16 protein-coding genes, 1 other RNA gene and 1 pseudogene are annotated in these 22,039 nt (G+C 71.2%); 6 read left to right on the top strand and 12 right to left on the bottom strand.

What is annotated here, in order from left to right; all coding sequences use genetic code 11:
- Nucleotides 1–36 precede the first annotated feature (36 nt).
- Genes KOI47_RS05125 through KOI47_RS05115 form a run of 3 tightly spaced genes read right to left on the bottom strand, consistent with a single transcriptional unit; the run spans nucleotide 37 to nucleotide 3,783 of the window.
- Nucleotides 37–3,009: an ATP-binding protein gene (locus KOI47_RS05125; protein WP_216214405.1), complete on the bottom strand. Its 2,973-nt coding sequence runs from the start codon at nucleotides 3,007–3,009 to the stop codon at nucleotides 37–39.
- A gap of 3 nt (nucleotides 3,010–3,012) precedes the next feature.
- Complete coding sequence (locus KOI47_RS05120; RefSeq protein ID WP_216214404.1) at nucleotides 3,013–3,501, bottom strand: hypothetical protein; 489 nt, start codon at nucleotides 3,499–3,501, stop codon at nucleotides 3,013–3,015.
- Nucleotides 3,502–3,513: 12 nt separating this feature from the next.
- Nucleotides 3,514–3,783, bottom strand: coding sequence for a hypothetical protein (locus KOI47_RS05115; RefSeq protein ID WP_216214403.1), 270 nt, complete (start codon nucleotides 3,781–3,783; stop codon nucleotides 3,514–3,516).
- 674 nt (nucleotides 3,784–4,457) lie between these two features.
- Here KOI47_RS05115 and KOI47_RS05110 point away from each other — a divergent pair.
- Complete coding sequence (locus KOI47_RS05110; protein ID WP_216214401.1) at nucleotides 4,458–5,666, top strand: cytochrome P450; 1,209 nt, start codon at nucleotides 4,458–4,460, stop codon at nucleotides 5,664–5,666.
- A 102-nt stretch (nucleotides 5,667–5,768) separates the two neighbouring features.
- Here the strand turns inward: KOI47_RS05110 and KOI47_RS05105 are convergent, their stop codons facing one another.
- The 4 genes from KOI47_RS05105 to KOI47_RS05090 form a co-directional block, all read right to left on the bottom strand.
- On the bottom strand, nucleotides 5,769–6,866 hold the full coding sequence (locus tag KOI47_RS05105) for an IS630 family transposase (protein WP_216214400.1): 1,098 nt from the start codon (nucleotides 6,864–6,866) through the stop codon (nucleotides 5,769–5,771).
- A 43-nt stretch (nucleotides 6,867–6,909) separates the two neighbouring features.
- Nucleotides 6,910–7,782 (bottom strand): SCO6745 family protein, encoded by an 873-nt coding sequence (locus tag KOI47_RS05100; protein WP_216214398.1) that lies wholly within the window; start codon nucleotides 7,780–7,782, stop codon nucleotides 6,910–6,912.
- Between the two features lie 332 nt (nucleotides 7,783–8,114).
- The gene (locus KOI47_RS05095) at nucleotides 8,115–9,782 is read right to left on the bottom strand and encodes a trypsin-like serine protease (RefSeq protein ID WP_216214396.1); all 1,668 of its coding nucleotides are present in this window, start codon (nucleotides 9,780–9,782) and stop codon (nucleotides 8,115–8,117) included.
- A gap of 15 nt (nucleotides 9,783–9,797) precedes the next feature.
- Nucleotides 9,798–10,355, bottom strand: a complete 558-nt coding sequence (locus KOI47_RS05090; protein WP_216214394.1) for a hypothetical protein — start codon at nucleotides 10,353–10,355, stop codon at nucleotides 9,798–9,800.
- A 245-nt stretch (nucleotides 10,356–10,600) separates the two neighbouring features.
- Here KOI47_RS05090 and KOI47_RS05085 point away from each other — a divergent pair, with 245 nt between their 5' ends.
- Together KOI47_RS05085 and KOI47_RS05080 are read left to right on the top strand one after the other, a co-directional pair.
- Nucleotides 10,601–14,680, top strand: coding sequence for a polymorphic toxin-type HINT domain-containing protein (locus tag KOI47_RS05085; protein WP_216214392.1), 4,080 nt, complete (start codon nucleotides 10,601–10,603; stop codon nucleotides 14,678–14,680).
- Nucleotides 14,674–15,480, top strand: coding sequence for a HEAT repeat domain-containing protein (locus KOI47_RS05080; protein WP_216214391.1), 807 nt, complete (start codon nucleotides 14,674–14,676; stop codon nucleotides 15,478–15,480). The genes KOI47_RS05085 and KOI47_RS05080 overlap by 7 nt, the downstream gene beginning before the upstream one ends.
- 39 nt (nucleotides 15,481–15,519) lie before the next feature.
- Here KOI47_RS05080 and rnpB read toward each other — a convergent pair.
- The 4 genes from rnpB to KOI47_RS05060 all read right to left on the bottom strand — a co-directional run bounded on the left by rnpB (nucleotide 15,520) and on the right by KOI47_RS05060 (nucleotide 18,687).
- Nucleotides 15,520–15,909: RNase P RNA component class A (rnpB, locus tag KOI47_RS05075), an RNA gene on the bottom strand.
- 62 nt (nucleotides 15,910–15,971) lie between these two features.
- Nucleotides 15,972–17,123: a bifunctional RNase H/acid phosphatase gene (locus KOI47_RS05070; RefSeq protein WP_216214389.1), complete on the bottom strand. Its 1,152-nt coding sequence runs from the start codon at nucleotides 17,121–17,123 to the stop codon at nucleotides 15,972–15,974.
- Nucleotides 17,120–17,857, bottom strand: a complete 738-nt coding sequence (locus tag KOI47_RS05065; RefSeq protein ID WP_216214387.1) for a zinc ribbon domain-containing protein — start codon at nucleotides 17,855–17,857, stop codon at nucleotides 17,120–17,122. The genes KOI47_RS05070 and KOI47_RS05065 overlap by 4 nt, the downstream gene beginning before the upstream one ends.
- 14 nt (nucleotides 17,858–17,871) lie before the next feature.
- The gene (locus KOI47_RS05060; RefSeq protein WP_408629891.1) at nucleotides 17,872–18,687 is read right to left on the bottom strand and encodes a Nif3-like dinuclear metal center hexameric protein; all 816 of its coding nucleotides are present in this window, start codon (nucleotides 18,685–18,687) and stop codon (nucleotides 17,872–17,874) included.
- 142 nt (nucleotides 18,688–18,829) lie between these two features.
- Here KOI47_RS05060 and KOI47_RS05055 point away from each other — a divergent pair, with 142 nt between their 5' ends.
- The 3 genes and pseudogenes from KOI47_RS05055 (at nucleotide 18,830) to KOI47_RS05045 (ending at nucleotide 21,118) form a co-directional block, all read left to right on the top strand.
- Nucleotides 18,830–19,321: a low molecular weight protein-tyrosine-phosphatase gene (locus tag KOI47_RS05055; RefSeq protein WP_216214385.1), complete on the top strand. Its 492-nt coding sequence runs from the start codon at nucleotides 18,830–18,832 to the stop codon at nucleotides 19,319–19,321.
- A pseudogene (locus KOI47_RS05050) lies at nucleotides 19,318–20,188 on the top strand (fructosamine kinase family protein). Before KOI47_RS05055 ends, KOI47_RS05050 begins: the two are co-directional and overlap by 4 nt.
- A gap of 45 nt (nucleotides 20,189–20,233) precedes the next feature.
- Nucleotides 20,234–21,118, top strand: a complete 885-nt coding sequence (locus KOI47_RS05045) for an SURF1 family cytochrome oxidase biogenesis protein (protein WP_216214383.1) — start codon at nucleotides 20,234–20,236, stop codon at nucleotides 21,116–21,118.
- Here KOI47_RS05045 and KOI47_RS05040 read toward each other — a convergent pair.
- Nucleotides 21,063–22,031 (bottom strand): cobalamin biosynthesis protein CobD/CbiB, encoded by a 969-nt coding sequence (locus tag KOI47_RS05040; protein ID WP_216214381.1) that lies wholly within the window; start codon nucleotides 22,029–22,031, stop codon nucleotides 21,063–21,065. The two genes, KOI47_RS05045 and KOI47_RS05040, sit on opposite strands and share 56 nt — an antisense overlap.
- Nucleotides 22,032–22,039 lie beyond the last annotated feature (8 nt).

The following is a 22,039-nucleotide window of genomic DNA, read 5'->3' as shown; positions in this document are numbered from 1 at the left end:
GCCGCCTCGCCAACCGCGACTCGGCTACCAGCGGGTTCATGCGGCGTCCCGGCCCGTGCCACCCTTACCGGCCCGCGCGTGCCGCTCGGACCCGGCGCGCGGCTCGGCCGCGGTCTCCTCGAGCACCTGCTCCTCGGTGAGCCCGACCTCGAGTTCGGCCGCCCGTTCCAGGTCCGGTTCCAGGTCGTCCTCGGCGGACGGTGCCGGGGTACCCGTCGGCGGCTCCTGCGCCCCGCCCGGCTCGGGTGGCTCGGGCACATCCGGGGCCTTGGCGGTGACCCGCGGGTCGATCGAACCGGGGGTGGTGTCCATGGCCGCGCGCAGGTGTTCCAGGTGCGGACCGGAGAAGTCGACCCGGATCCGCTCCACGCCGCCCGCGCCGTCACCGAAGATGAACTGCCGCGGTTCCCGGTCGCGCTCCAGCACACCCCGCTGTGCGCCGGGCCGCCTGCCCAGCGCGGAGACCACCTGCTCGTAGCCGACCCCGACCGGCACCTTGAGCAGCCGCAGCGCGTCGGCCTGCGCGTCCTCGTCGTCCAGCCTGCCGACGAACACCGAGTCCAGCAGCGAGACGAAGCCCTGGATGCGCAGGAAGTCCGCGGGGATCTGCGAGGAAAGCAGCACCCGGACGTTCCACTTCCGCGAGTCACGGGCGAAGCGGTTCATCAGCACCCGCCCGGTCGGCACCTCGGAGAGGAAGAACGCCTCGTCGATCCACACGCCCTTGCGCAGGTCCTTCGGCTTCTCGTAGACCGAGCGCTGGGTGAGCCAGGCGGCGAGGTTCAGCATCTCCACCCCGAGCGCCTCGGCGTCGGTCCAGTGCTCCCTGCTCACCCCGTCCTTGGGCAGGGTCAGGCCGGCCATGGTGAGCACGGTCATCCGGTCGTCCCGGGTCTCGGAGTAGGGGTCGGCGTCCGCCTCCGGGATGAGCAGCGACATCCGCTCGCGCATCTCGTCCAGGAAGTCGGCGACGACCACCGCGTGCTCGTGGTGCTCACTGGAGTCGCGGCGCAGCGCGTCGATCACCTGCCCGGGATCGGCGTCGTAGCGGCCGCCGACCGCGCGGACCGCGCGCAGCAGCACGATCCGGCTCTGCGGCATCCTGGCCACCTCGTAGGGCAGGATGCCGGTCAGCACATCCAGCACGAGGCGGCGCCGGGTGGCCCCAGCCAGCGCCCGTTCCCTGCGCCAGGCCCGCTCCGGGTCGTCCTCGTCCAGGAAGTGCTCCAGCTGCGGCTCGGCCACCACCCGGTAGGGGTTGAGGATGCCCGGCTGGGCGTTCAGCAGGTTGATCGGCCGGGCGTACGGCCGCACCTCCGGCAGGTCGCACAGCCTGGCCAGCGGGCCGGAGGGGTCCAGGATCGTCCAGTGCGCCCCGGCACGCAGCGTCTTGTAGACCACCCCGCCACCGAGGAAGGACTTGCCACCACCAAGGCCCGCCACCATCGCGGTGAGGCCGGAACCGTCCCGGATCTCCTGCGCCATCCACGGATCCCAGGCCACCGGGCGCCGGGTCGCGGTGCAGGTCTCGCCGAGCAGGATGCCGCGCCGGTCGCCCACCTCGGCCGTGGCCGTCGGCACCGAGGAGGCCGCCCAGACCACCGAACCACGCCGCATGTAGGCGCCAGAGGCCAGCGGCTCGCCGGGGATGAACTCCCTGGCCATCGCGTACTGCGCCTCGGGGTGCTCGATGGCGATCTTCGGCTTGTACAGGTCGAGCAGCTGCTGGGCCAGCCGCAGCGCGTCCCGCTCGGTCGGCCCGGACACCGCCAGCCGCCACCAGGAGCGCACCCTGGTGGCCAGGGCGGTGAACCCGGAGGTCATCTCGTCGTCGATCTCCAGCACCCTGGAGGCCTGCCGGGCCAGCGACTGCGGCGGTTCCAGCTCGTGCTCGTCGGTGTAGTGCTTGACCTGCGAGCGCACCTTGTTCATCTGCCGTTGCAGCTCGCCAGCGACCTCCTCCGGCTTACGCACGTAGATCCGGGCCGACCACTCCACCGCGGCAGGCAGCCGGTCGGCGTGCTGCACCCAGGGGTCGTCCACCTCCGGGATCTGCAGCCCGTGCATCTGCCCGACGGTGAGCACGGCGACCTGCCGGGACAGCCCGGCGTTGGAGCCGGTGCGGCCGCGCACGGTGACGGTCGGGGCGTAGGGGTCGCAGTGCAGGTCGGCGGCGTCGGTGAAGCTGGCGAGGTCCTCCGGCTCCCAGGCCGCACCCGGCACGGCGGGCAGGTTGCGCGGCGCGGGCAGGCCGAGCGAGCAGGACCGGTGCATCAGCCAGGACATCTCCTCGGCCAGCGCGGGCCTGCCCTCCAGCCCCGCCGAGCCGATCACCTGGTCCAGGTGCTCGACCTCGGAGTCCAGCGCGGTCAGCTCGGCGTCCACCGCCTCGGGCAGGATCTTGCGCAGCAGCGGGGCGGCGCGCTCAACCGCGCGGTCCATCACCCCGCGGGTCTGCACCTGCACCCCGAGGTAGACCTCCTTCTCCGCCATGGAGCGGCCCATCAGCTGCTGCTGCTCGCCGATCAGGTAGTCGTCGAAGGAGAGGGTGCCCGGGGTGTCCTGCGGGCGGCCAACGGCGTTGTGCACGTGCGCCTCGGCCCACATCCGGATCGGGTACGGCCGGGTGGTCACCCGCAGGTGCATCCAGCGGCCCTGCAGCTCGGCGTACTGGCCCGCGATGGCGGCGACCAGGTCCCGGCGCTGGGAGTCCGACCGGAAGGACCAGCGCTGCGGCGCGAGGCGGTACCAGGCGTATACCTCGTTGCCGGTGCGCAGCAGGTGCCCGTCGATGCTGCGCGCGGCGATCGATGGGGTGTAGGTGGGCACGGCCTGCTCCCCAGGGAGCCGACGCTGCCGGGTCTGCTTGCCCTGCTTGGCCGGCTTGACCTGCTTGGGCTGGCGCACCTGCTTCGCCTGGAGCTGCGGTGTCCCGGCCTGCCAAGCGCCGGAGCCCGGGGACAGGTCCTGTTCCCGGTTCTGTTGCCGCTTTCCGCCGCGACCGAACAACGACTACCTCCCGACCGCGGGCCGCGTACGGCCCCGGTGCGCTCGTGCTGTGTTACTACCGGCCCCCTCGCGGGATGGTTGGCCTCTCCCTCTGCTCCCTCTGTTCCCTCTGCCTCCCGCGGGTCTCGGCCGCGGCCGCTCGGTGCGCACCCGTACCTTGCTGGCGCTGACCGCGCCGCCGGCACCGCTGGAGCGTTCCCGCGGCGTGTTCAGTTCGCGTGCCCACATCGCCAGCACGGCGCCGAGCGGCCGCTCGTGACTGATCTTGGCGGTGATCAACCTCGTGATCGCGATGGTGGCGACGAAGGCCCACGCTGTCGAGAAGAACCCGAACTCGAAGCCGAGCTGCCGCTCGACCGTCAGCACCACCAGGAACACCGGGATCCCGACGCCCCACGCCACATAGCGGGCCCGCCAGGGAAAAGTAGCCTTCGGCGGGCCGAGCCACACCGCATCGACCCGGTAAACCTCGTCATCGGTTCGAATCCGCAAGGCGAGTCCAGCTCAGCCGGTGAACAGACTGGCGAGCCATTCGCCGACGTTCACGCCGAGGCCGCTGACCGCGAGCCCCACGATGGCCAGCGCGATCACCACACCGGCGAGGCGGCGCATCACGCCCGCGTTGTCGCCCTTGCCCCCGCCCAGCCACAGCAGCAGCAGTGCGACGGCCAGCAGCACCAGCGGGATGATGTTGTCCAGGATCCACGTGCGGACACCGCCGGTGTCCAGTGGCTGCTCCTGGACCAGTTCCATGAGGCTCGTCATGGTCGTCATCGCATACTCCCGGGTGCGCGGAGTGTGGTCGTCAAGTTGTCGCTGCGCTTGGGCCTGACGCAGCACTTGCGGTTGTCACACAACATCATGGCGTTACGAGGGGTAGTGGTCAAAGGGCGTTCCGGTGAACAGGGCGTGCTCGTCCGACGCGAATAACGGCCAGTCTCACAGAAACTCGTCGCCCTCCATCATGGCTGTCCGACCGTCAAGTATTAACCCTGTCCACCCGGATTTCGTAGTGTGCGGCTGAACTCACCCGCCAGCGCGGATCGAACTCACTCTGGGTGCAAGCGGCCGCCCCTTTGATGACGCTGTGCATAGTGCACCATGCCCCGTCCGGGTGGTGGACCGGGTGCCGTCGTGTGAGTCGGGTGAGACCGAAGCCCTCGGACAGAGATCATCCGAAGAGGCGATCACGGTTACCGAGCACGCAGGTTCCGCGCATTTTTCGCGACTGTCGGTAATCACATCCTCGGACCGGTGGAATTTCGGCAATCTTCACTCCGGCGAGGTCACAATCCAGCCAGAAACGCGAACGTTTCTCATCTTCGTCGAGCATGGTTCACTCGTATGACAACTTTCACAAAGTTGTGAATAGGGTGTAGCTTCGAGGAACCGTCACGCCCACCGGCGCCGGACGGCGCCACCCGGCGTCTCACCAGGGGAGGACAACGATGACCGAGACCGCCCCACCCACCGCGAATGGTCTGCCCACGACCCGCCCGCGGCCACTGGACCCACCCGAGGAGATCAGCCGGTTACGCACCGAGCAGCCGATCTCCCGGATGACCTACCCGGACGGGCACCATGGCTGGCTGGTGACCGACTACGCCCATGCCAGGGCCATCCTTGCCGACCCGCGGTTCAGCGCGAAGGCGGAGCTGAAGCACCCGCCGGTGGTCAGCAGGCGGCTGCCGGCCCAGGCCAAGCCGAGCGACCTGCCACCGGGCATGTTCGTGCACCAGGACCCGCCGGAGCACACCCGCTACCGCCGCCTGCTCACCGGCCAGTTCACCGTGCGCAGGATGAACCGGCTCGCGCGGTGGATCGAAGGGGTCGCGAGGGAGCACGCCGCCGCGATGCGCCGGGCCGGGCCGCCTGCGGACCTGGTGCGGGAGTTCGCGCTGCCCATCCCATCCCTGGTGATCTGCGAGCTGCTCGGCGTCCGCTATGCCGACCGGGGCCGGTTCCAGCAGGACGCGGCCACCATGCTGAACCTGGACACCGAGTACGAGGACGCGATGGCCGCCTTCGGCAGGGTGCTCGGGTTCCTCGGCGAGCTGGTCCGGCACAAGCGGTCCGAGCCGGGCGACGACCTGCTCAGCGGCCTGGTGGCCGGGGGCGAGCTGGACGACGCCGAGCTGGCCGGGGTGGGGCTCGTGCTGCTCATCGCCGGGCATGAGACCACCGCGAACATGCTGGCGCTCGGGACGTACACCCTGCTCCGCGAGCCGGAGCAGCTGGCAGCCCTGCGCGCCGACCCCGGCCTGCTGGACACCGCGGTCGAGGAACTGCTGCGTTACCTGACGATCGTCCACCTCGGCACCCAGCGCACCCCGCTGGAGGACGTCGAGCTGGACGGCGTGCTGCTGCGCCGCGGTGAGACGGTGCTGCTGCACCTGCCCGCGGCCAACCGGGACCCGGACCGCTTCGCCGAGCCGGACCGGCTCGATCTGACCAGGCACAGCGCCGGGCATCTCGCCTTCGGGCACGGGGTGCACCAGTGCCTCGGCCAGCAACTGGCCCGGATCGAGATGCGTGCCGGATTCGCCGCCCTGCTCGAGGAGTTCCCCGAGCTACGGCTCGCGGTCCCCGCGGAGGAGGTACCGATGCGCGAGCAGATGGCGATCTACGGCGTGCACCGCCTCCCCGTCCACTGGTAACCCCTGACCCGCAAATGCCCTGAACGTGGCGTTCGCGACGTCAGACGTCCCAATAGTGCCGTTCGCGACGTTGAATGTCCGGAAAGCCACGTTCAGGGGCCGCTAGTGTCCTGCGCCTGAAATGCGTTGTAGATATCGGGCGAGGGAGTCGAGGATCTCTTCGGCGGTCTTGCGCCAGACGAAGGGTTTGGGGTCGGCGTTCCACCGCTGGATCCAGTCGCGGACGTCCTTCTCCAATCCCGCCACACTGGTGTGGGCTCCGCGGCGGGTGAGCTGGTCGGTGAGGTAGCCGAACCAGCGCTCCACTTGGTTGACCCACGACGACCCGGTCGGGGTGAAATGCACATGGAAGCGCGGATGCCGTGCCAGCCACTCGTTGACGATCGGTGTTTTGTGGGTGGCCAGGTTGTCGCAGACCAGGTGCACGTCGAGGTCGGCGGGCACCGCCTTGTCGATGCTGGTGAGGAACTTCTTGAACTCGGTGGCGCGGTGGCGGCGATGCAACTCGGTGATGACCGTGCCATCGGCGATGTTGAACGCCGCGAACAGGCTGGTCGTGCCATGGCGAGCGTAGTCGTGGGTGCGTCGCTCCGGCATGCCCGGCATCATCGGCAGGACCGGCTGGGACCGATCCAACGCCTGCATCTGGGACTTCTCGTCGACACACAGCACCACCGCCCGCTCGGGCGGATTGTGATACAGCCCGACAACATCCACGACTTTGCGCACGAACAGCGGATCCGTCGAGAGCTTGAACCCGTCCACCACATGGGGCTTGAGGTCGAAACGCCGCCAGATCCTGCCCACAGTCGAGCGCGACAGCCCGGTGCGCTCGGCCATCGAAGCCCGCGACCAATGCGTGGCGTTGCGCGGCGTCTGTTCCAGAGTCAAGGCAACCACTTCCTCGACCTGGTCCAGCAGGATCGACGGCGGACGCCCCGGCCGCGGCTCGTCAGCCAACCCGGCCAAGCCATGCTCGATGAACCGACCCCGCCACTTGGCCACCGTCGGCACCGACACCCCCACAGCGGCAGCCACATCCTTATTGAACGCACCCGGCTCCGCACACGCCAGCACAATCCGACACCGCAACGCATACGCCTGCGTCGACGTCGCCGCCCGCGCCCCACGCACCAACTCCCGACGATCAGCCTCGCTCACCGTCAACTCAGCCTTCTTCGGCCGACCGATCCGCGCCATCCCCGAACCATACATTTACACAAGCCAATTCAGGCGCAGGACACTAGCGGGAGCTGGCGAAGATGCCTTCCTGCGGGAAGGCGCCCTCGGCGATGATCTGCCTGCTCAGCGAGCGGCCGAGCTCGCGCAACCGTTCCGCCTTCTGCGCGCCGAGCGTGGCGAAGGGGGCGGCGGCCGCGGCGTTGGTGTCCGCCTCCATCCGCTCGCGCAACTGGTTGCCCTGCTCGGTGAGGTTCCCGTCCGCGTCGAGCAGGCCCTCGCCGCGCAGGTAGTCGACGGTGGCGGCCCACTGGTCGTCGGACCAGCCGCGCAGGCGCTTGGCGACCGACTCGAGGAAGCCCTTGCCGGTGGCGGTGTGCGTCACCAGCGCGGTGAGCCCGTTCAGCCCGGCACCCACCAGCGCGGCGATATGCCCGTCACCGCGGAACTCGCGCAGCAGCGAGGCGGCGTGCCAGAGCACGAGGTGCGGCTCGTCCGGCCAGTCCAGGTCGGCATGCGCGGCATACAGCGGGCGCCCCTCGGGGACGCACAGCTCGGCGGCCTGCCGCGCGAGGTCGGCCGCCTCGGCCACCTCCTCGGAGGCCACCGTGTCCGCACCCAGCAGCCTGCGCAGCGCGGCGTCCGCGGCGGCCAGCCTGGCCTCTAGCACCCGCTCCGGCGCGGCCAGCTTCCACGCCTCGGGGATGTGCTCCGCGACCAGTACCGGGTTGAAGTTGAAGAAGGTGGCGGTCACCGTGCCCGGGCCGACCGCGCCCATCGGCGCGGACCGGCTGGCGAAGTAGCACATCCGGCCGGGCCGCAGGCCCGCCGCGGTGAGCCGGTCCTCGGCCTCCGGGGCGAAGTAGATCATCGCGTGCAGGGGCTCGAGCACCCGGTGGCAGCGGTAGGCCAGCTGCCCGGCTTCTTCGTGATCCATGACCCCGACCCTATCGGCCCACCAGGCCGGGAGTGTGCTGACGCGAACCGGCCCCGTGCCGTCGCCGCTCGGGCGACGGCACGGGGCCGCACTCCGTTGGTCAGCAGCTACCGCAGCAGCCGCAACCGGGACCACTGCACGAGGCGCAGCAGCTACACCCACCCATCTCGGACCACCACCCTTTCGTCGGCGGACGACCTGGCCCTACCAAAGTAGGTAAGCCTTACCGTCTCCCCGTACCGCCTGTCGGGTGACACATGCCAATGTGGCTATATATCTACTGGTCCCGGATGCCGGGTCCTTACCCACCATCGGCCCCGGTTGCCGGTGGTTCAGTTGCGGTAGGCGATCACCTCCCCGGTGGCGGAGATGTAGTCGATCCGGCCGCCCTGGAAGTAGCTGCGGGCGCCGCGCTCCCACCGTTGCTCGTTGCTGATCGGGTACCCGAGATACGACCGTTCCCAGCCCATCGAGGCCCACTTCTGCCGGATGGCGCCGTGTACCTCCCAGGCCCCGGTGTCGGGCGTCCAGTAGATCGAGGCGTTCCTGGTGAAGTGCACGTACCGGCCGATCCCGTCCGGGGTCGCGGTGACGTCGATCCTCGGCACGCCGAGACCGCCCTTCTCCCGCCCGTAGGAGGTCCACCGCTCGTCGATCGCCCCGTACACCGCACGAGTGCCGATGTCGTAGCGCCAGTACAGCGTGCCGGGGGAACCGTCCTTGCGGAAACGCGCGTAGCGGCCGGGTTTGCCCTCGGAGTCGGTGGTGGCCGTCTCCTCCGTGGTCGGGTAGCCGAGCCCGGCCTCCCTGCCCCGCTTCTCCCACTCGAAGTAGAAGGACCCGTTCAGGTAATGCGCGCCGGTGTCCGGCGAATGCGAGATGCTGCCGAACTTCGTGCAGCTGAGCGTCCCGGCATCCGGCCGGGACCGCTCGGACTGCTGCGCCTGCGTACCGGACGACCGGCACACGTTGCGGCTGATGTTGTTGTACGCGCCGACCCCATCCGCGGTGAAGGTCTCGTCGGTGGTGGGCGAGCCCAGTTCCCGGTGCCCGCCGAGGGCGAGGTACTTGGCGAGGATCGCACCGCGGATGAACTGGGTGTCCCCGGTATCCGCGGACCAGTACAGCCGCGCGCGCTGCTGCCCGCGTTCGAACTCCCGGTAACGGTACGGCCAGTCGATCACCTCCGGGCCGACCGGCGTGCCGATCTCGGCGGGCAGCGTCGGATCACTGGCGATCCGCCGCTGGACGGGCGAGCGCTCCAGCCAGCCGGCGATATCGTCCAGCCTGGTGTCCACCGCGCCGGTGCGGGTCTCGGTGACCCCGAGGCACCCGTGTTGCCAGGACTTGCTGTGGATCCCGACCAGCTCCAGCCCGCCGTCCACCGCGCGAACCGCGGGGCCACCGGCGTCACCCTTGCAGATCGCCGCGTCCTCGGCAGCCGGCGCGAGGTCGATTGTGGACTGGTTCCGGGCGGCGACGGAAAAGGTGCTGGTGTGCAGCTTGTCCGGATACCAGTCCTCGGTCGTCCGCCCGTAGCCCGCGACGGTCAGCACCTCCCCTTGCTCGGGCGGCGTGGTGCTGATCGGTATCGGGGTGATGTCGAGGACGGGCTCGTGCAGCCGGGCCAGTACGAGATCGCGGTCCTCGCGCGGTACGAGCGTGGTAATCGACCGGACCTGCCCATCCCCGTATACCAGGTCCGGGCTCCCGATCAATGCGGTCGTGTGCTGGGCAGGCTCGCCCGGCTCGACCGGAAAGCCGTTGTCCGGGTCCTGCGCAAAGCAACTGCTCGCCGTGAGCAGCCATTCGACATCGATCAGTGCGGCGGTGCACTCCCGCTCACCGGTGTAGATCTGCGCGATGAACCGGTACGAGTCCGCGGGCGCGGGGCCACCGCCACCGATGGCGTGCGCCGAGGCGCTGCTCAACAGGCCGCCGACGACACTGGTTGCCAGCAGACAGGAAAACAGGGCGACACGTGTTCGTTTGGTGTGCATCGTTCGGTTCTCCGGTCAGTAGACGGTAATCTTGAGCAGGTCTTGCGGGCCACCGTCCGGATCGGCCCCCTCGCCGACCGAGTTGTATTTGTTCGGCTCGATGTCGTAGACCTTCGTTCCTTCTTCCGTGGTGAGGGTCGCTTCCGACTCGTTGCTGTCGCCCTTGATCAGAAATACACTGGGAATTTCCATCGTTAGCCACGCCCGCGGCCCACCTCCGCCCCGTGTTTCCGCTTCCCCGGAAACGGGAACCTCGAAGCAGATCCGGTCCAGATCGTTGCTGAGAACCTCGATGAGGCCGCTACGGCCACAATCGGTGAGAAGCAGGTTTCCGTTGCCTTTCAGCAGCCGGACACCTCGTTCGGCGAAAATCGCGTCGGCGCCGGGGTAGCCGAAGTCCTCCACAATGTGCGGCGGGCTCTCGGCCGCGGCCGCCTGCCGGGCCAGCGGTGCGACCTCGGCCTCCGCCTGCGAATTCGACGGTCCGGTTCCATGCATGACCAGCACAAGGGCGGCCGCGACACCTACCGCGGCTGCCCCCACCCTGACCAGTGGTCGATGGTAGAAGCGCATGATGCGTCCACTTTCCATTCTTGATCAACTTTGTGGTGCTGGAGAAAATCCGGTGCCGAGATGGCAGTCCTCCCCCAGTTCCGGCTCGAGTTAACCCGACCATCTGCGCGGACGTCAGCCGCCGATCGGCCTATTGATCGCGGATCATCGTGAGCTACCGTCGAAGTATCGACACGCGCGGCCGCTGGGGGTGGCGCGGCTGACGATGGGGGACTTTAATGTCCAGGGGTGGATTTCGTGCTGCCTTGACCATTCTGTTGTCGGTGGCATTGCTTGCCGGGCTGACATCACCGCCGTCGGTCGCCGCCGCGCCAGGCGCGCAACAGGCGCCCACGTCGGAGCCGCAGGGCGAACGCGCGCAAGCCGTGCAGCTGATGAAGACCGGCGGGCCGAACCTGGCCAAGGCCGCGGAACGCGCGCTGCTCGGCACGGACGCGGACCTGCGGGAGTTCCTCGAGAACGGGCAGCAGGCCGCCACCGCGCAGGACCTGCGCGCGCAGGTGGAGCAGGTGCTCGCCGCGGGCGGGCGGCTGATGCGCGAAGCGGCCCAGCGCGCACTCGACGGTTCCACAACGGACATGCGCACCTTCGTCCAAGGTGGATGGAAGGGACCGTGGGAGCAGGACCTCCTGCTGAAGGTGGCGAACCTGCTGCACACCGGCGGACCGAAGGTGCAGGCCGCCGCACAGCGCGCGCTGGACGGCAGCACCGAGGACCTGCTCGCCTTCGTCTCCAGCGGCCACCAGGAGGCTCAGGACCAGGACGACCTGCTCAAGGTCGCGCAGCTGATGCACAACGGTGGGCCGCGCGTGCAGGAAGCGGCCCAGCGCGCGCTGGACGGCACGATCGAGGACGTCCGCGAGTTCCTGCGCAGCGGCTACCAGGTCGCGGCCGCACATGATCAGGAAGCGGCCTCTGTCGCGCAGCTGGCCGATGTCGCCAAGGCCGCAGGGGCACGGGCCGCCGAGCAGACCACGCTGGCCGAGGATGCCTCGGCGCGGGCGGTGCACGCGACCGAACTGGCCGAGCAGGCGGCCGACCGTGCCGCGGCCGAGACCGCCGCCGCGCAGGACTCCTCGGTACGCGCTGCCGACGCCGCGGGCAGGGCTGCCGACGCGGCCAACCGCGCCGCGCAGGCCGCGCAGACGGCGATCACCGCGGCCGCGGCGGCGAACCAGGCCGCGCGGATCGCGGCCAACGCGGCCAGCCAGGCAGCCACCGCGGCCGGGTTGGCAGGGCAGGCGGCCGCGCGGGCCAACCAGGCGGCACAGGCCGCGCATGCCGATGCGCAGCACGCCGCCGCGGCCCGCCAGGCCGCGGAGCAGGCGCGCAACGTCGCCGCGGGCGCCCGCAAGGCGGCCCAGGCTGCCGATGCCGCCGGGCAGGCCGCCATCGCGGCCGCCGAAGCGGCCAAGGCCGCGGCCAGCGCCGGGGCGCATGCCACCGAGGCATCCAACGCGGCGAACGAGGCCGGGCACTACGCCGAGCAGGCCGGGGCCAGCGCCGAGCATGCCCGCCGCGCAGCCGCCTACGCCAAGCAGCGTGCCGACGAGGCCATCCGCGCCGCCCGCAGGGTGGAGACCATCGCGCGGGAGGCCGCCGCGGCGGCGCAGGAGGCCCGCCAGGCCGCGAACGACGCGGCCCGGCACGCGGACAACGCAGCCGCGGCTGCCGAGGACGCCGCCGACCACGCCGGGGAGGCCGCGGACAACGCGGATATCGCCGAACAACATGCCGCCCGCGCCGAGACCGCGGCCGGTCAGGCGACCCGGGCCGTCCAGCAGGCCCAGCAGATCAGCGAGGTGGCTCGCCAGGCTGATGCCGAGCGCCTGCAGGCGCAGGAGAACAAGTGGGTCGCCGATGCCGAGCAGGCCGCACGGGTGGCGGCCGAACGCGAGGCCCGGCAGGAATGGCAGGCGGGTGAGGTCGAGCGGCTGGATGCCGAGGCGGAACGGCTGCTCGCCGAGGCCAGGGAGCCGGGTGCCGATCCCGCGCTGGTGGTGGACAACGGGCGCCAGGTCGCCGCGCGGTTGATGCGGACCGGCGGCGCCTGGGTACAGGCCGCCGCGGAGGACGCACTGGCAGGCACTCCGGAGGACGTCAGGGAGTTCGTGCACAACGGACTCGCGATGGCCACCGAGGCCGACGACCGGGCCAGCGCGGAGTATCTCGCCGAGCACACCGAGAAGCCCGAACTGCACGACGCCGCGATCGACGCGATGGCAGGCACGCACGCGCAGGTCCGGGAATTCCTGATCACCGGGCAGCACGCCGTGCAGGCCAACGACTACCGGCTGGAGATCGCCCAGATCATGCATCGGGGCGGGCGCGAGGTGGAGGCGGCCGCGCAGGCCGCGCTCGACGACGGCAGCGTGGCGGCGTTACTGCACTTCCTGCGGGTCGGTCAGCACGAGGCGCGGGAGAAGGACGACCGGCTCCAGGTCGCGCAGATCCTGCACGACGGCGGCCCCGAGGTGCAGGCGGCCGCGCAGGCCGCGCTGTCCGGCCCGCCGTCCTACCTGCGCACCTTCCTGGACACCGAGCTGCACAAGGCACGCCAGCGCGATGCCGACACTGCTTCGCATGTCGCGCAGGTCAACTCGTATCTGGCCGGCGCGGCCAGGGCCGCGGCCACGGCACGCGCCGACGCGGCCAGGGCGAAGGAGGCGGCGGCGATCGCCCGCGGCGCGGCGCAGGAGGCCGCCGCGCATGCCGAGCGGGCAAGGACCAGCGCGGCGCAGGCCGCCCAGCATGCCGAGAACGCGCGGCAGTCCGCCGCCTCCGCCGAGCAGTCGGCGAACAACGCGGCGGAGTCCGCCCGGATCGCCCGCCAGGCGGCCGCGGCCGCGCAGGAAGCGGCCCGGGCGGCGGCCCAGGCCGCTGCCAAGGCAACCGCGGCCGCCGAACGCGCCCGTGGCTACGCCGACCAGGCCTATGCCGCCGCGGCCCAGGCCCGCGCGGACGCCATCCAGGCCGGCGAGGACGCCGCCGCGGCCGCGAGGGCGGCCAACGAGGCCGCGCGGATCGCGGCGGAGAAGCAACGCGAGGAACGCGAGCGGCAACGCAGGGAGGACCAGGAGCGCCAGGACGACCTCGGCGACGGCGCCGGTGATCCGCCGCCGGACGGCGTCGTGGACCCCGACGTCGACTACAGCGAGCTGCGCACCGACGAGGACATCCTGCGCGTCCAGGGCGGCCAGGCCATGGTCGATGAGTACCGCGGCGCGCAGTCCAACGCGGGCCGGACGCTGCTCGACTTCGTGCTGGCCAACGGCGGGCAGGTCGTGCTGGATCTGATCGGCTGGACCGACGCCAAGAAGTGCTTCACCGAGGGCGACATCGGCGCCTGCCTGTGGACGCTGATCAACGCGCTCGGCCCGATCAAGTTGCTCGGCGCGGCGCTGAAGCTGCCCGAGCTCGGCAGCTCCATCTACCGCATCGTCAGCGGGATGGGCCGGTTCCGCAACACGGTCGCGGCCGCGCACCAGACGGTGCAGCGCCTGCGCAATTTGGTGCAGGACGTCTTCGGCCGAATCCGGAACCCCTGCAGCCCCAACAGTTTCACTGCGGGCACACCGGTGCTGCTCGCCGACGGGTCGAGCAAGCCGATCGAGGAGGTCGAGCTCGGCGACCAGGTACTGGCCACCGACCCGAGCAGGGACCACACGGCGCCAAAACCGGTCACCGACCTGATCACCGGTGCGGGTGCCAAACAACTGGTCACCGTCACCGTCGCGGACCGGGGCGAGCGGGGCTCGGTTGAGGCCACGGCCGAGCACCCCTTCTGGGTGGCGGACCCTGGTCAGTGGAAGGACGCCAGGGACCTCGAACCGAACGACCGGCTGCGGCTGCCGGACGGGCACTACGTCACCGTCACCGGCACGCACCACTGGACCGAGCGGCTGGAGGTCTACAACCTCACCGTCGCGGACCTGCACACCTACTATGTGCTCGCCGGTGCGGCCGCCATCCTGGTGCACAACTCCGGTGGCGCCGAGATCTGCCGCCTCGGCCAGGCAGGTGAAGCCGCCATCGGCCGGACCAAGTACGACGGCCCGATCTTCGCGAAGAACGACTACGGCCTCCGGAGGGATCGCAAGCCCGACTTCCTGGACGGCGCCACCCTCGGCGAGGCGAAGAACGCCAAGTACCTGTATCTGTCCAGCCAGTTCAGGGACTACCTCAAGATCGCACGACAGCGCGGGGTCGGGTTCATCCTGTACGTTCGGGTCGACAAGGGCCAGTTGGGCACCAAGCTGTCCGGGCCGCTACAGGAGTGGATCAGGCAGAACGGCGTTGTCGTGAAGAAGGTCATTCCATGGTAGAGCCGGAAACGCCGGCCGAACGACCGCTGACACACCAGGAGGTCCTCGAGTTCGTCGCGGAGCACCGCCGGCGGGAGGCGGAGGACGACCCGGTCGTCCAGGAACGCCGACGGCGCTACGCGGAGGCGGCCGAGGGGCTGCTCGCGGAACTGCGGGGGCTCATCCCGGACTTCGAGCAGACGGGTTTCACGCTCACCGACATCGGGGAGCTGGACAAGCTCACCTTCACCCGACCGGACGAGGAGACCGGCGAGCAGAAGACCCGCAAGGTCGACTACCGGGCCGCTGTCCCGGTCCTGCTGGACTGGCTACCCCGAGTGACATATTTTCCACTGGCCGAGGACATCGTGCGCGTCCTTTCGTACGGCTTTGCCAAGAAACAGGCACGTCCGGTGTTCCTCGAACTGTTCAAGAACCCGCCTCCGGTCCAGGACCCGAAGTTCGCGGACGAGCCCGAAAGATGTCGCGAGCTCCTCAGGTCGTCGCTCGGGTCCGGGTTGGCGAGGTTCGCCGAGCCCGCGGTCGCCGAGGAGTACATCCAGCTCGCGCTGGACTCCTCGCTCGGCCGCGGCCGGTCGGCCATCGTCGGCAGCCTTCCCAAGACCAAGGACGAACGTGTTCCGGAGATCCTGGTGAGCCTGCTCGGCAGCTCGGATGTTCCGGTAGTCCGTGCGGCGACGGATGCGCTGCGCAAGCTGCGGCACACCCCGGCACGACCCCACATCGAGAAACTGCTGGACCACGAGGACGAACTGGTCCGCCTCGACGCCAAGGACGCCCTCAAGCGGATGAAGACGTAGTCGCCCGCCGCACCGGTCCCGGGGCCGGGAAAGGTGGGGCGGGCGAGTTGGCATGTAAGCCGGATTCTGTCCACGCGGCGTTGCCGCGATGGGCGACCATCCATCTGGGCCTGCCGTTGCCGACAGGCTCAAGCGGCCTACCCGCAGGCATCGGACGGGCCGCCCTCGAACGCCTGCGCAGGAGCTCACGCTCCCTCTTGGCCTTGCTCCGGGTGGGGTTTACCAAGCCGTCCCGGTCACCCGGGACGCTGGTGGTCTCTTACACCACCGTTTCACCCTTACCCCGCGCGTCGGCGAGGCGGTCTGTTTTCTGTGGCACTTTCCCGCGGGTCACCCCGGGTTGCCGTTAGCAACCACCCTGCCCTGCGGAGTCCGGACTTTCCTCGATACCGCGCCGTAGCGCGCTACCGCGGCCGCCCTGCCAACTCGCCCGCGCTCACCAGGATATCGCCGTGCCCGGACCGGCCCGGCAGCCCCACCGGTTCGGCCGTTCAGGACAGGTGCGAGATGTCGTTCACCAGGCGCACGGAGGCGTTGCCGTCCGGGTAGAACTCGGCGATCGACAGTGAGGCCAGGTCCAGGTGCAGCCGGAACAGCAGTGACTGGCCGACGTCCAGCGCGATGCGCAGCACGGTCTTGATCGGGGTGACATGGCTGACCAGCACCACGGTGCGCCCGGCGTAGGTCTCGGTCAGCTCGGTCAGCATCCGGCGCACCCTGCGCTGCACCGCGTCGAAGCTCTCCCCGCCCGGCGGCGGCACCGAGGCGTCGCCCAGCCAGGCCCGGTGCAGCTCAGGGTCCCGCTGCGCGGCCTCGGTGAAGGTCAGCCCTTCCCAGGCGCCGAAGTCGGTCTCGGTCAGCCCCTCATGCTCGGTGACGGCGCCGCCGAGCGCGTCGGCGACGGCCTGCGCGGTCTGCCGGGCCCTGCCCAGCGGCGAGGTGACGATCGGGACCGGTTCGCCTTCCACCAGCAGGCCGTCCATGGTGGACAACCGCTTGGCCGCGGCCGCGGCCTGTTGCGCGCCCAGCTCGGTGAGCGGCACATCGCCCCGCCCGGAGTAGCGCCGCTCCACCGACAGTGCGGTCTGCCCGTGCCGCAGCAGCAACAGTTTGGTCGGCTCGCCCACCGCACCCGTCCACCCCGCCGGGGAGGATCGGTCCGCGCTCGGCCAGAGCTCGGTCTGTTCCGCCCGCGCGGGCTCGGGTTCCGGCGCGGGCCCGGTCTCGATCCCGGCCTGGGTGTCCATGGCCTCGTTGGCCAGCCGGTCCGCGTGCGCGTTCTGCGCGCGCGGAATCCATTCGAACCGCACCCGCTCGAACCGCCGCACCAGCTCGCGGGCCCGCTCCGCGAGCGGCTGCAGGGCGGCGTTCTTGATTTTCCACCGGCCGGACAGCTGCTCCACGACCAGTTTCGAGTCCAGCCGTGCGTCCACAGTGGACGCCCCGAGCTCGGCGGCTGCCTCCAGCCCGGCGATCAGCCCCTGGTATTCCGCCACGTTGTTGGTGGCCACGCCGATGCCGACGGAACGTTCGGCGAGTACCTTCCCGGTGGCCGCGTCCTTCACCACCGCGCCGTAGCCCGCGGGCCCGGGGTTGCCCCGGGAACCGCCGTCGGCCTCGACGATGACCTGAGGTGTCGTCACAGCCCGGACTCCATCGTGCGCACCAGGATGGCCCCGCAGTTCTCGCAGCGGACGACCTCGTCCTCGGCCGCGGCCTTGATCTCGGAGACGGCGTTGCGGTCCAGTTCCAGCTGGCAGGCCCCGCACCGCCGGGATCGCAGCAGCGCGGCGCCGATCCCCTTCTGCTCACGCACCCGGTGGTACAGCGCCAGCAGGTCCTCGGGGAACCGGGGCAGCAGCGCCTCCCGGTCGGCCTTGCGCTTGGCCTCGGTCGATTCCAGGTCGGCCAGCGCCTCGTCCCTGCGCTTGGCCGCCTCGGCCAGGTCCCGTTCGGCCTTGTCCACCTCGGCGGCGGTGCGCTGGGCGTCCTGCTCCAGCGCCTCCTTGCGCTCCATCAGCTCCAGCAGGTCGTCCTCCAGCGCCGACTGGCGGCGTTGCAGGGTGGCCACCTCGTGCTCGAGGTCGGTCAGCTGCTTGGCGCCGACCGAGCCGGACTCCATCAGCTTGCGGTCCTTCTCCCCGCGCGCCCGGACCGAATCGACCTCCCTCTCCTGCCGGGCCACCTCGCGGTCCAGGTCGGAAACCGAGGTCTGCACGGCCACCAGCGCGTCCTTGCGCTCCCGCAGGGTCTTCTCCGCCTCGGCGATCTCGGCCAGCTCGGGGAGGGTACGCCGACGGTGCTCAACCCTGTCCAGGTCGGCATCGGCTTTGGCCAGGTCGAGTAGCTGGCGCTGGACGGCAGATTCCGCCTTCACTGTATGTTTCTCCCTCAGCTCGCTCGCAGGTTCCACGGATCGGTACACCGCGTGGAGACGCGGATGTCGACGGTACCCGCACCGGCGGACTCGATGACGTTCGCTGCCTGCCCGCACCACGGCCACTCGCTGGCCCAGTGGGTGAGCCCGACCAGCGCAGGCACCGGGCCGGGCGCGCCGAGGTGCTCCCCGGCCGGATGGTGCCGGAGATCGGCGGTGACATAGGCGTCCACCCCGGCCGCCGTCGCCTGGCCGAGATAGCTGTCCCCCGCGCCACCGGAGACGGCGACGGTGCGCAGCACCCGCTCCGGATCGCCTGCCCCGGTCACCCCAGGCCGGGTGTCCGGCAGAGCTTCCGCCACCCGCCGCACGAAGACACCGAAGGGCTCCGGCTCGGTCAACTCGCAGATCCGGCCGATCCCGGTGACGCCGTCCGCGTGCGGCGCGAGCGGACGCAGCACCCGCAGCCCGCCGATGGTCTCGGCCAGTGCGTCGGAAACCCCGGGGCTGGCGGAGTCGGCATTGGTGTGCGCGCAGTACAGCGCGATCCCGGCGCGGATCATCCGGTGCACCAGCCGCCCCTTGGCGGTGTCCGCGGCCACCCCGTGTACCCCGCGCAGCAGCAGCGGGTGGTGCGCGACGATCAGCCGGGCGCCGACTTCCTCGGCCTCGGCCACGGTTTCCTCGACCGGGTCCACGCAGACCAGCACCCGGTCCGCGGGCTCGGCCGGGTCTCCGCAGACCAGGCCGACCGCGTCCCAGGACTCGGCGAGCGCGGGCGGGTAGGCCGTTTCGAGCGCGGCGATCACGTCGGAGACTGGCACTGACATAGCGACGATCCTCGCATGTACGCTGCCTGGCTGTGCACGGTCGGCGAGGCACGCTCGCTGGACCCCTTGCACCGCTCCGCGCTGGAGCGGGCGGTGCGCTCGGTATGCCATCCCGACGACACCTGATGCGGAGACCGCGCTCGTGACCGACTCTCCCGTACTGCACATCTGTTTCGTCTGCTCAGGCAACATCTGCCGCTCGCCGATGGCCGCGCTGGTGTTCGCCGAGCACCTGCGCCGCGCCGGGCTCGCCGAGCAGGTGCGGGTGAGCAGCGCCGGGATCGGGCCGTGGCATGCCGGTGAGCCCGCCGACCCGCGGGCGCGGGCCACCCTGGACGCGCACGGCTACCACGGTGAGCACATCGCAGCGCAGGTGGACAAGCGGCACCTGGACGCCGACCTGCTGCTGGCCGCGGACGCCTCGCACCTGCGGGACCTGCGCAGGCTCGCGCCGGACCCGGAGCGGGTGCGGATGCTGCGGGAGTTCGACCCCACCGCGCCGGAGGGTGCCGAGGTGCCCGACCCGTACTACGGCGCCGACGGCGGCTTCGCGGAGGTGCTCGGGATGATCGAGCGGTCGGTGCCCGGCCTGCTCGACTGGGTGCGGGACCAGCACCCAGGAGCCGGGAAATGAGCACCGAGCGTGCTGCCGCGGAGCGGTTCACCGGGCAGCGGGCCACCATGGCCCAGCCCATCGGTGGCGCGGCCTTCGCGGTAACCCTCGCCGACGGGCGCAAGGTGGTCGCCAAACGTGGCCAGGGCGAGGGCGCGGCCACCGCCGAGGGCGCCGGCCTGCGCTGGCTGGCCGAGTACAGGGACGTCCCGATCCCCGAGGTGCACGGCTACGACGAGGAGTGGCTGGTGCTCCAGCACATCTCCACCGGGGTGCCGAGCAAACCGGCCGCCGAGCGGTTCGGCCGCGGGCTGTGCGCTGCACCGGCGCGGGGCGCCCGCGTTCGGCTCCGCCCCACCCGGTGGGCCCACCGACGCCTGGATGGGGCTCGCCCCGATGCGCAACGAGCCACACCAGGACTGGCCGTCCTTCTTCGCCGCACACCGGATCGAGCCGTACGTGCGTTCGTGCGTGGATCAGGGGCTGTTCGACCGGGAGCAGGCCGGGGTGTTCGACCGGGTCTGCGCGCGGCTGCCCGAGCTGGCGGGCCCGCCGGAGCCGCCTGCCCGGCTGCACGGGGACGCCTGGAGCGGCAACGTGCTGTGGGCGTCCGACGGCGAGGCCTGGCTGATCGACCCGGCCGCGCACGGCGGGCACCGGGAGACCGACCTGGCGATGCTGCACCTGTTCGGGCTCACCTCCTTGCAGTACGTGCTCGGCGGGTACCTGGAGGCCGCCGCGGACGCGGGCGCCCCGTTGCCGCAGGACTGGCGGGACCGGATCCCGCTGCACCAGCTGTTCCCGCTGCTGATGCACGCCGCGGTGTTCGGCGGCGGGTACGCCCGGCAGTCGCTTGCCGCCGCGGGGGACGCGCTACAGCTCGGTTGACCCCGCGCCGTGCCCGCTGCGCAGCACACCGCTTACCGTTGAGGGGTGCGGTTGAAGTTCCTGCTGCGGCCGAGCTGGCTGGCCCTGACGGTGGTGGTGTTCGCCTTCGCCACCGCCTGTTACACCCTGCTCGCGCCATGGCAGTTCAGCCGCGACACCGAGCGGGAGACCCGCAACGCCGCGCTGCAGGCCTCCTTCGACGCGCGGCCCCGGCCGCTGGCCGAGGTGCTGCCCGGCGGTACCGCCCCGGACGAGGGCACGCAGTGGAAACGGGTCACCGTAACCGGCAGCTACCTGCCGGGCGAGGAGGTGATCGCGCGACTGCGCACGGTGCAGGGCGAACCCGCCTTCGAGATCCTCACCCCGCTGCGCACCACCGAGGGCCGGGTGGTGCTGGTCGACCGGGGGTACGTGCGCCCCGACGAGCGCAGCCGGGTGCCCGCGTACCAGCCGCCACCGCAGGGCCGGGTGGACCTGGTCGGCAGGGTCCGGATCGACGAGACCGACCCGCAGCGGCGGGACGCCTTCGCCAATGACTCCACCGCGGGGCGGCTGCACAGCTACAGCGTGGACTCCAAGGTGGTGGCCAGGGCCACCGGACTGGACATCCGCCCCGGCTACCTGCAGCTGGAGCCGGATCAGCCGGGCGTGCTTGGCGCGTTGCCGCTGCCCCAGCTGGAGGCGGGTCCGTTCTTCGCCTACGCCCTGCAGTGGATCGCATTCGGCACCATGGCCCTGCTCGGCTGGCTGTACTTCACCATCCGCGAGCTGAAACCCGGGGGCGCGCTGGACGAGCGGCCGCGGGACAAGCCGGCCCGGCGCAAGTCCGTGGCGCAGATCCTCGCCGAGGACGAGGAGGCCGAACGGCTGGGAACTACCGGCGATGCCGGCGCCGCAGACCGAGCAGGAGCGCGAGCACGGCCGAGCTGAGCCCGGCCAGCCAGCCGACCACCCTGGACAGTTCCACGGCGCGGGTCACGTGGCCCGCGTCCGGGTTGCGGCCGTCGCCGAGCACCGGCAGCTCCTCCGTGCCGTGCGGGTACGCGGTGCGCCCGCCGAGCCGGATCTCCAGCGCACCGGCGAAGGCGGCTTCTACCCGGCCCGCGTTGGGGCCGGGGTGCGCCGCGGTGTCCCGGCGCCATGCCCGCCATGAGCCCGCGCCGGAGCCGCCGACGACCGGGGCGGCGGCCACGGTCAGCGCGGCGGCTGCCCTGGTCGGCAGCAGGCTGACCACCTCGTCCAGCCGGGCGGTGCACCATCCGAAGCGGCGGTAGCGCGGCGGCAGCGCGACCCGGTTCGGCGGGCCGACCGTGCGGACCAGCACGGTGACCGCGCGGGCGCCGAGTACCCCCGGTATCCCGGCCAGCGCGCCCCACAGCAGCGGCACGACCACCACGTCCGAGGTGTTCTCCGCGACCGCCTCCACCGAGGCGCGGGACAGCCCGATCATGTCCAGCCCCGCGGTCTCCCGCAGGTCGAGCTCGGACAGCCGGGCCCGTGCCGCCTCCAGGCTGCCGGTCTCCAGGTCGCGGGCAAGCTCGGTGCCATCGGCCGCCAGCGCGGCACCGCCCAGTGCGGCCCAGGTGGCGGTCGCCGTGCCAAGGGCACGCAGCACCGGGCCGCGCCGCCCGAGGCGTTCCGCGGCCAGCCCGACCAGCACGACCCCCGCGGTCAGCCCACCGGCGTAGAGCACGCCGGGGACCGGCCGGTCGGCATACAGTTTTCGCTCGGCCCCGCGGGCCAGCCGCGCGAAGCCGGTGGCGGGTCCCACTCGCTTCCGGCCGCCGATGGCACCGTCGGCGAGCACCCCCAGCAACAGTCCGATCGCCCTCGCCCCACTCACCCGCCTGA

It is taken from the genome of Amycolatopsis aidingensis, from assembly GCF_018885265.1.
Classification (GTDB): Bacteria; Actinomycetota; Actinomycetes; order Mycobacteriales; family Pseudonocardiaceae; genus Amycolatopsis; species Amycolatopsis aidingensis.
This window is presented reverse-complemented; position numbering and strand designations above follow the sequence as displayed.

Bases quoted from the DNA above. Each gene is read 5' to 3' on its own strand.
- KOI47_RS05115 (WP_216214403.1), bottom strand. From the start codon at position 3,783: ATGACGACCATGACGAGCCTCATGGAACTGGTCCAGGAGCAGCCACTG.
- KOI47_RS05090 (WP_216214394.1), bottom strand. From the start codon at position 10,355: ATGCGCTTCTACCATCGACCACTGGTCAGGGTGGGGGCAGCCGCGGTA.
- KOI47_RS05080 (WP_216214391.1), top strand. From the start codon at position 14,674: ATGGTAGAGCCGGAAACGCCGGCCGAACGACCGCTGACACACCAGGAG.
- KOI47_RS05105 (WP_216214400.1), bottom strand. From the start codon at position 6,866: ATGGCGCGGATCGGTCGGCCGAAGAAGGCTGAGTTGACGGTGAGCGAG.
- KOI47_RS05110 (WP_216214401.1), top strand. From the start codon at position 4,458: ATGACCGAGACCGCCCCACCCACCGCGAATGGTCTGCCCACGACCCGC.
- KOI47_RS05060 (WP_408629891.1), bottom strand. From the start codon at position 18,687: ATGTCAGTGCCAGTCTCCGACGTGATCGCCGCGCTCGAAACGGCCTAC.
- KOI47_RS05095 (WP_216214396.1), bottom strand. From the start codon at position 9,782: ATGCACACCAAACGAACACGTGTCGCCCTGTTTTCCTGTCTGCTGGCA.
- KOI47_RS05100 (WP_216214398.1), bottom strand. From the start codon at position 7,782: ATGGATCACGAAGAAGCCGGGCAGCTGGCCTACCGCTGCCACCGGGTG.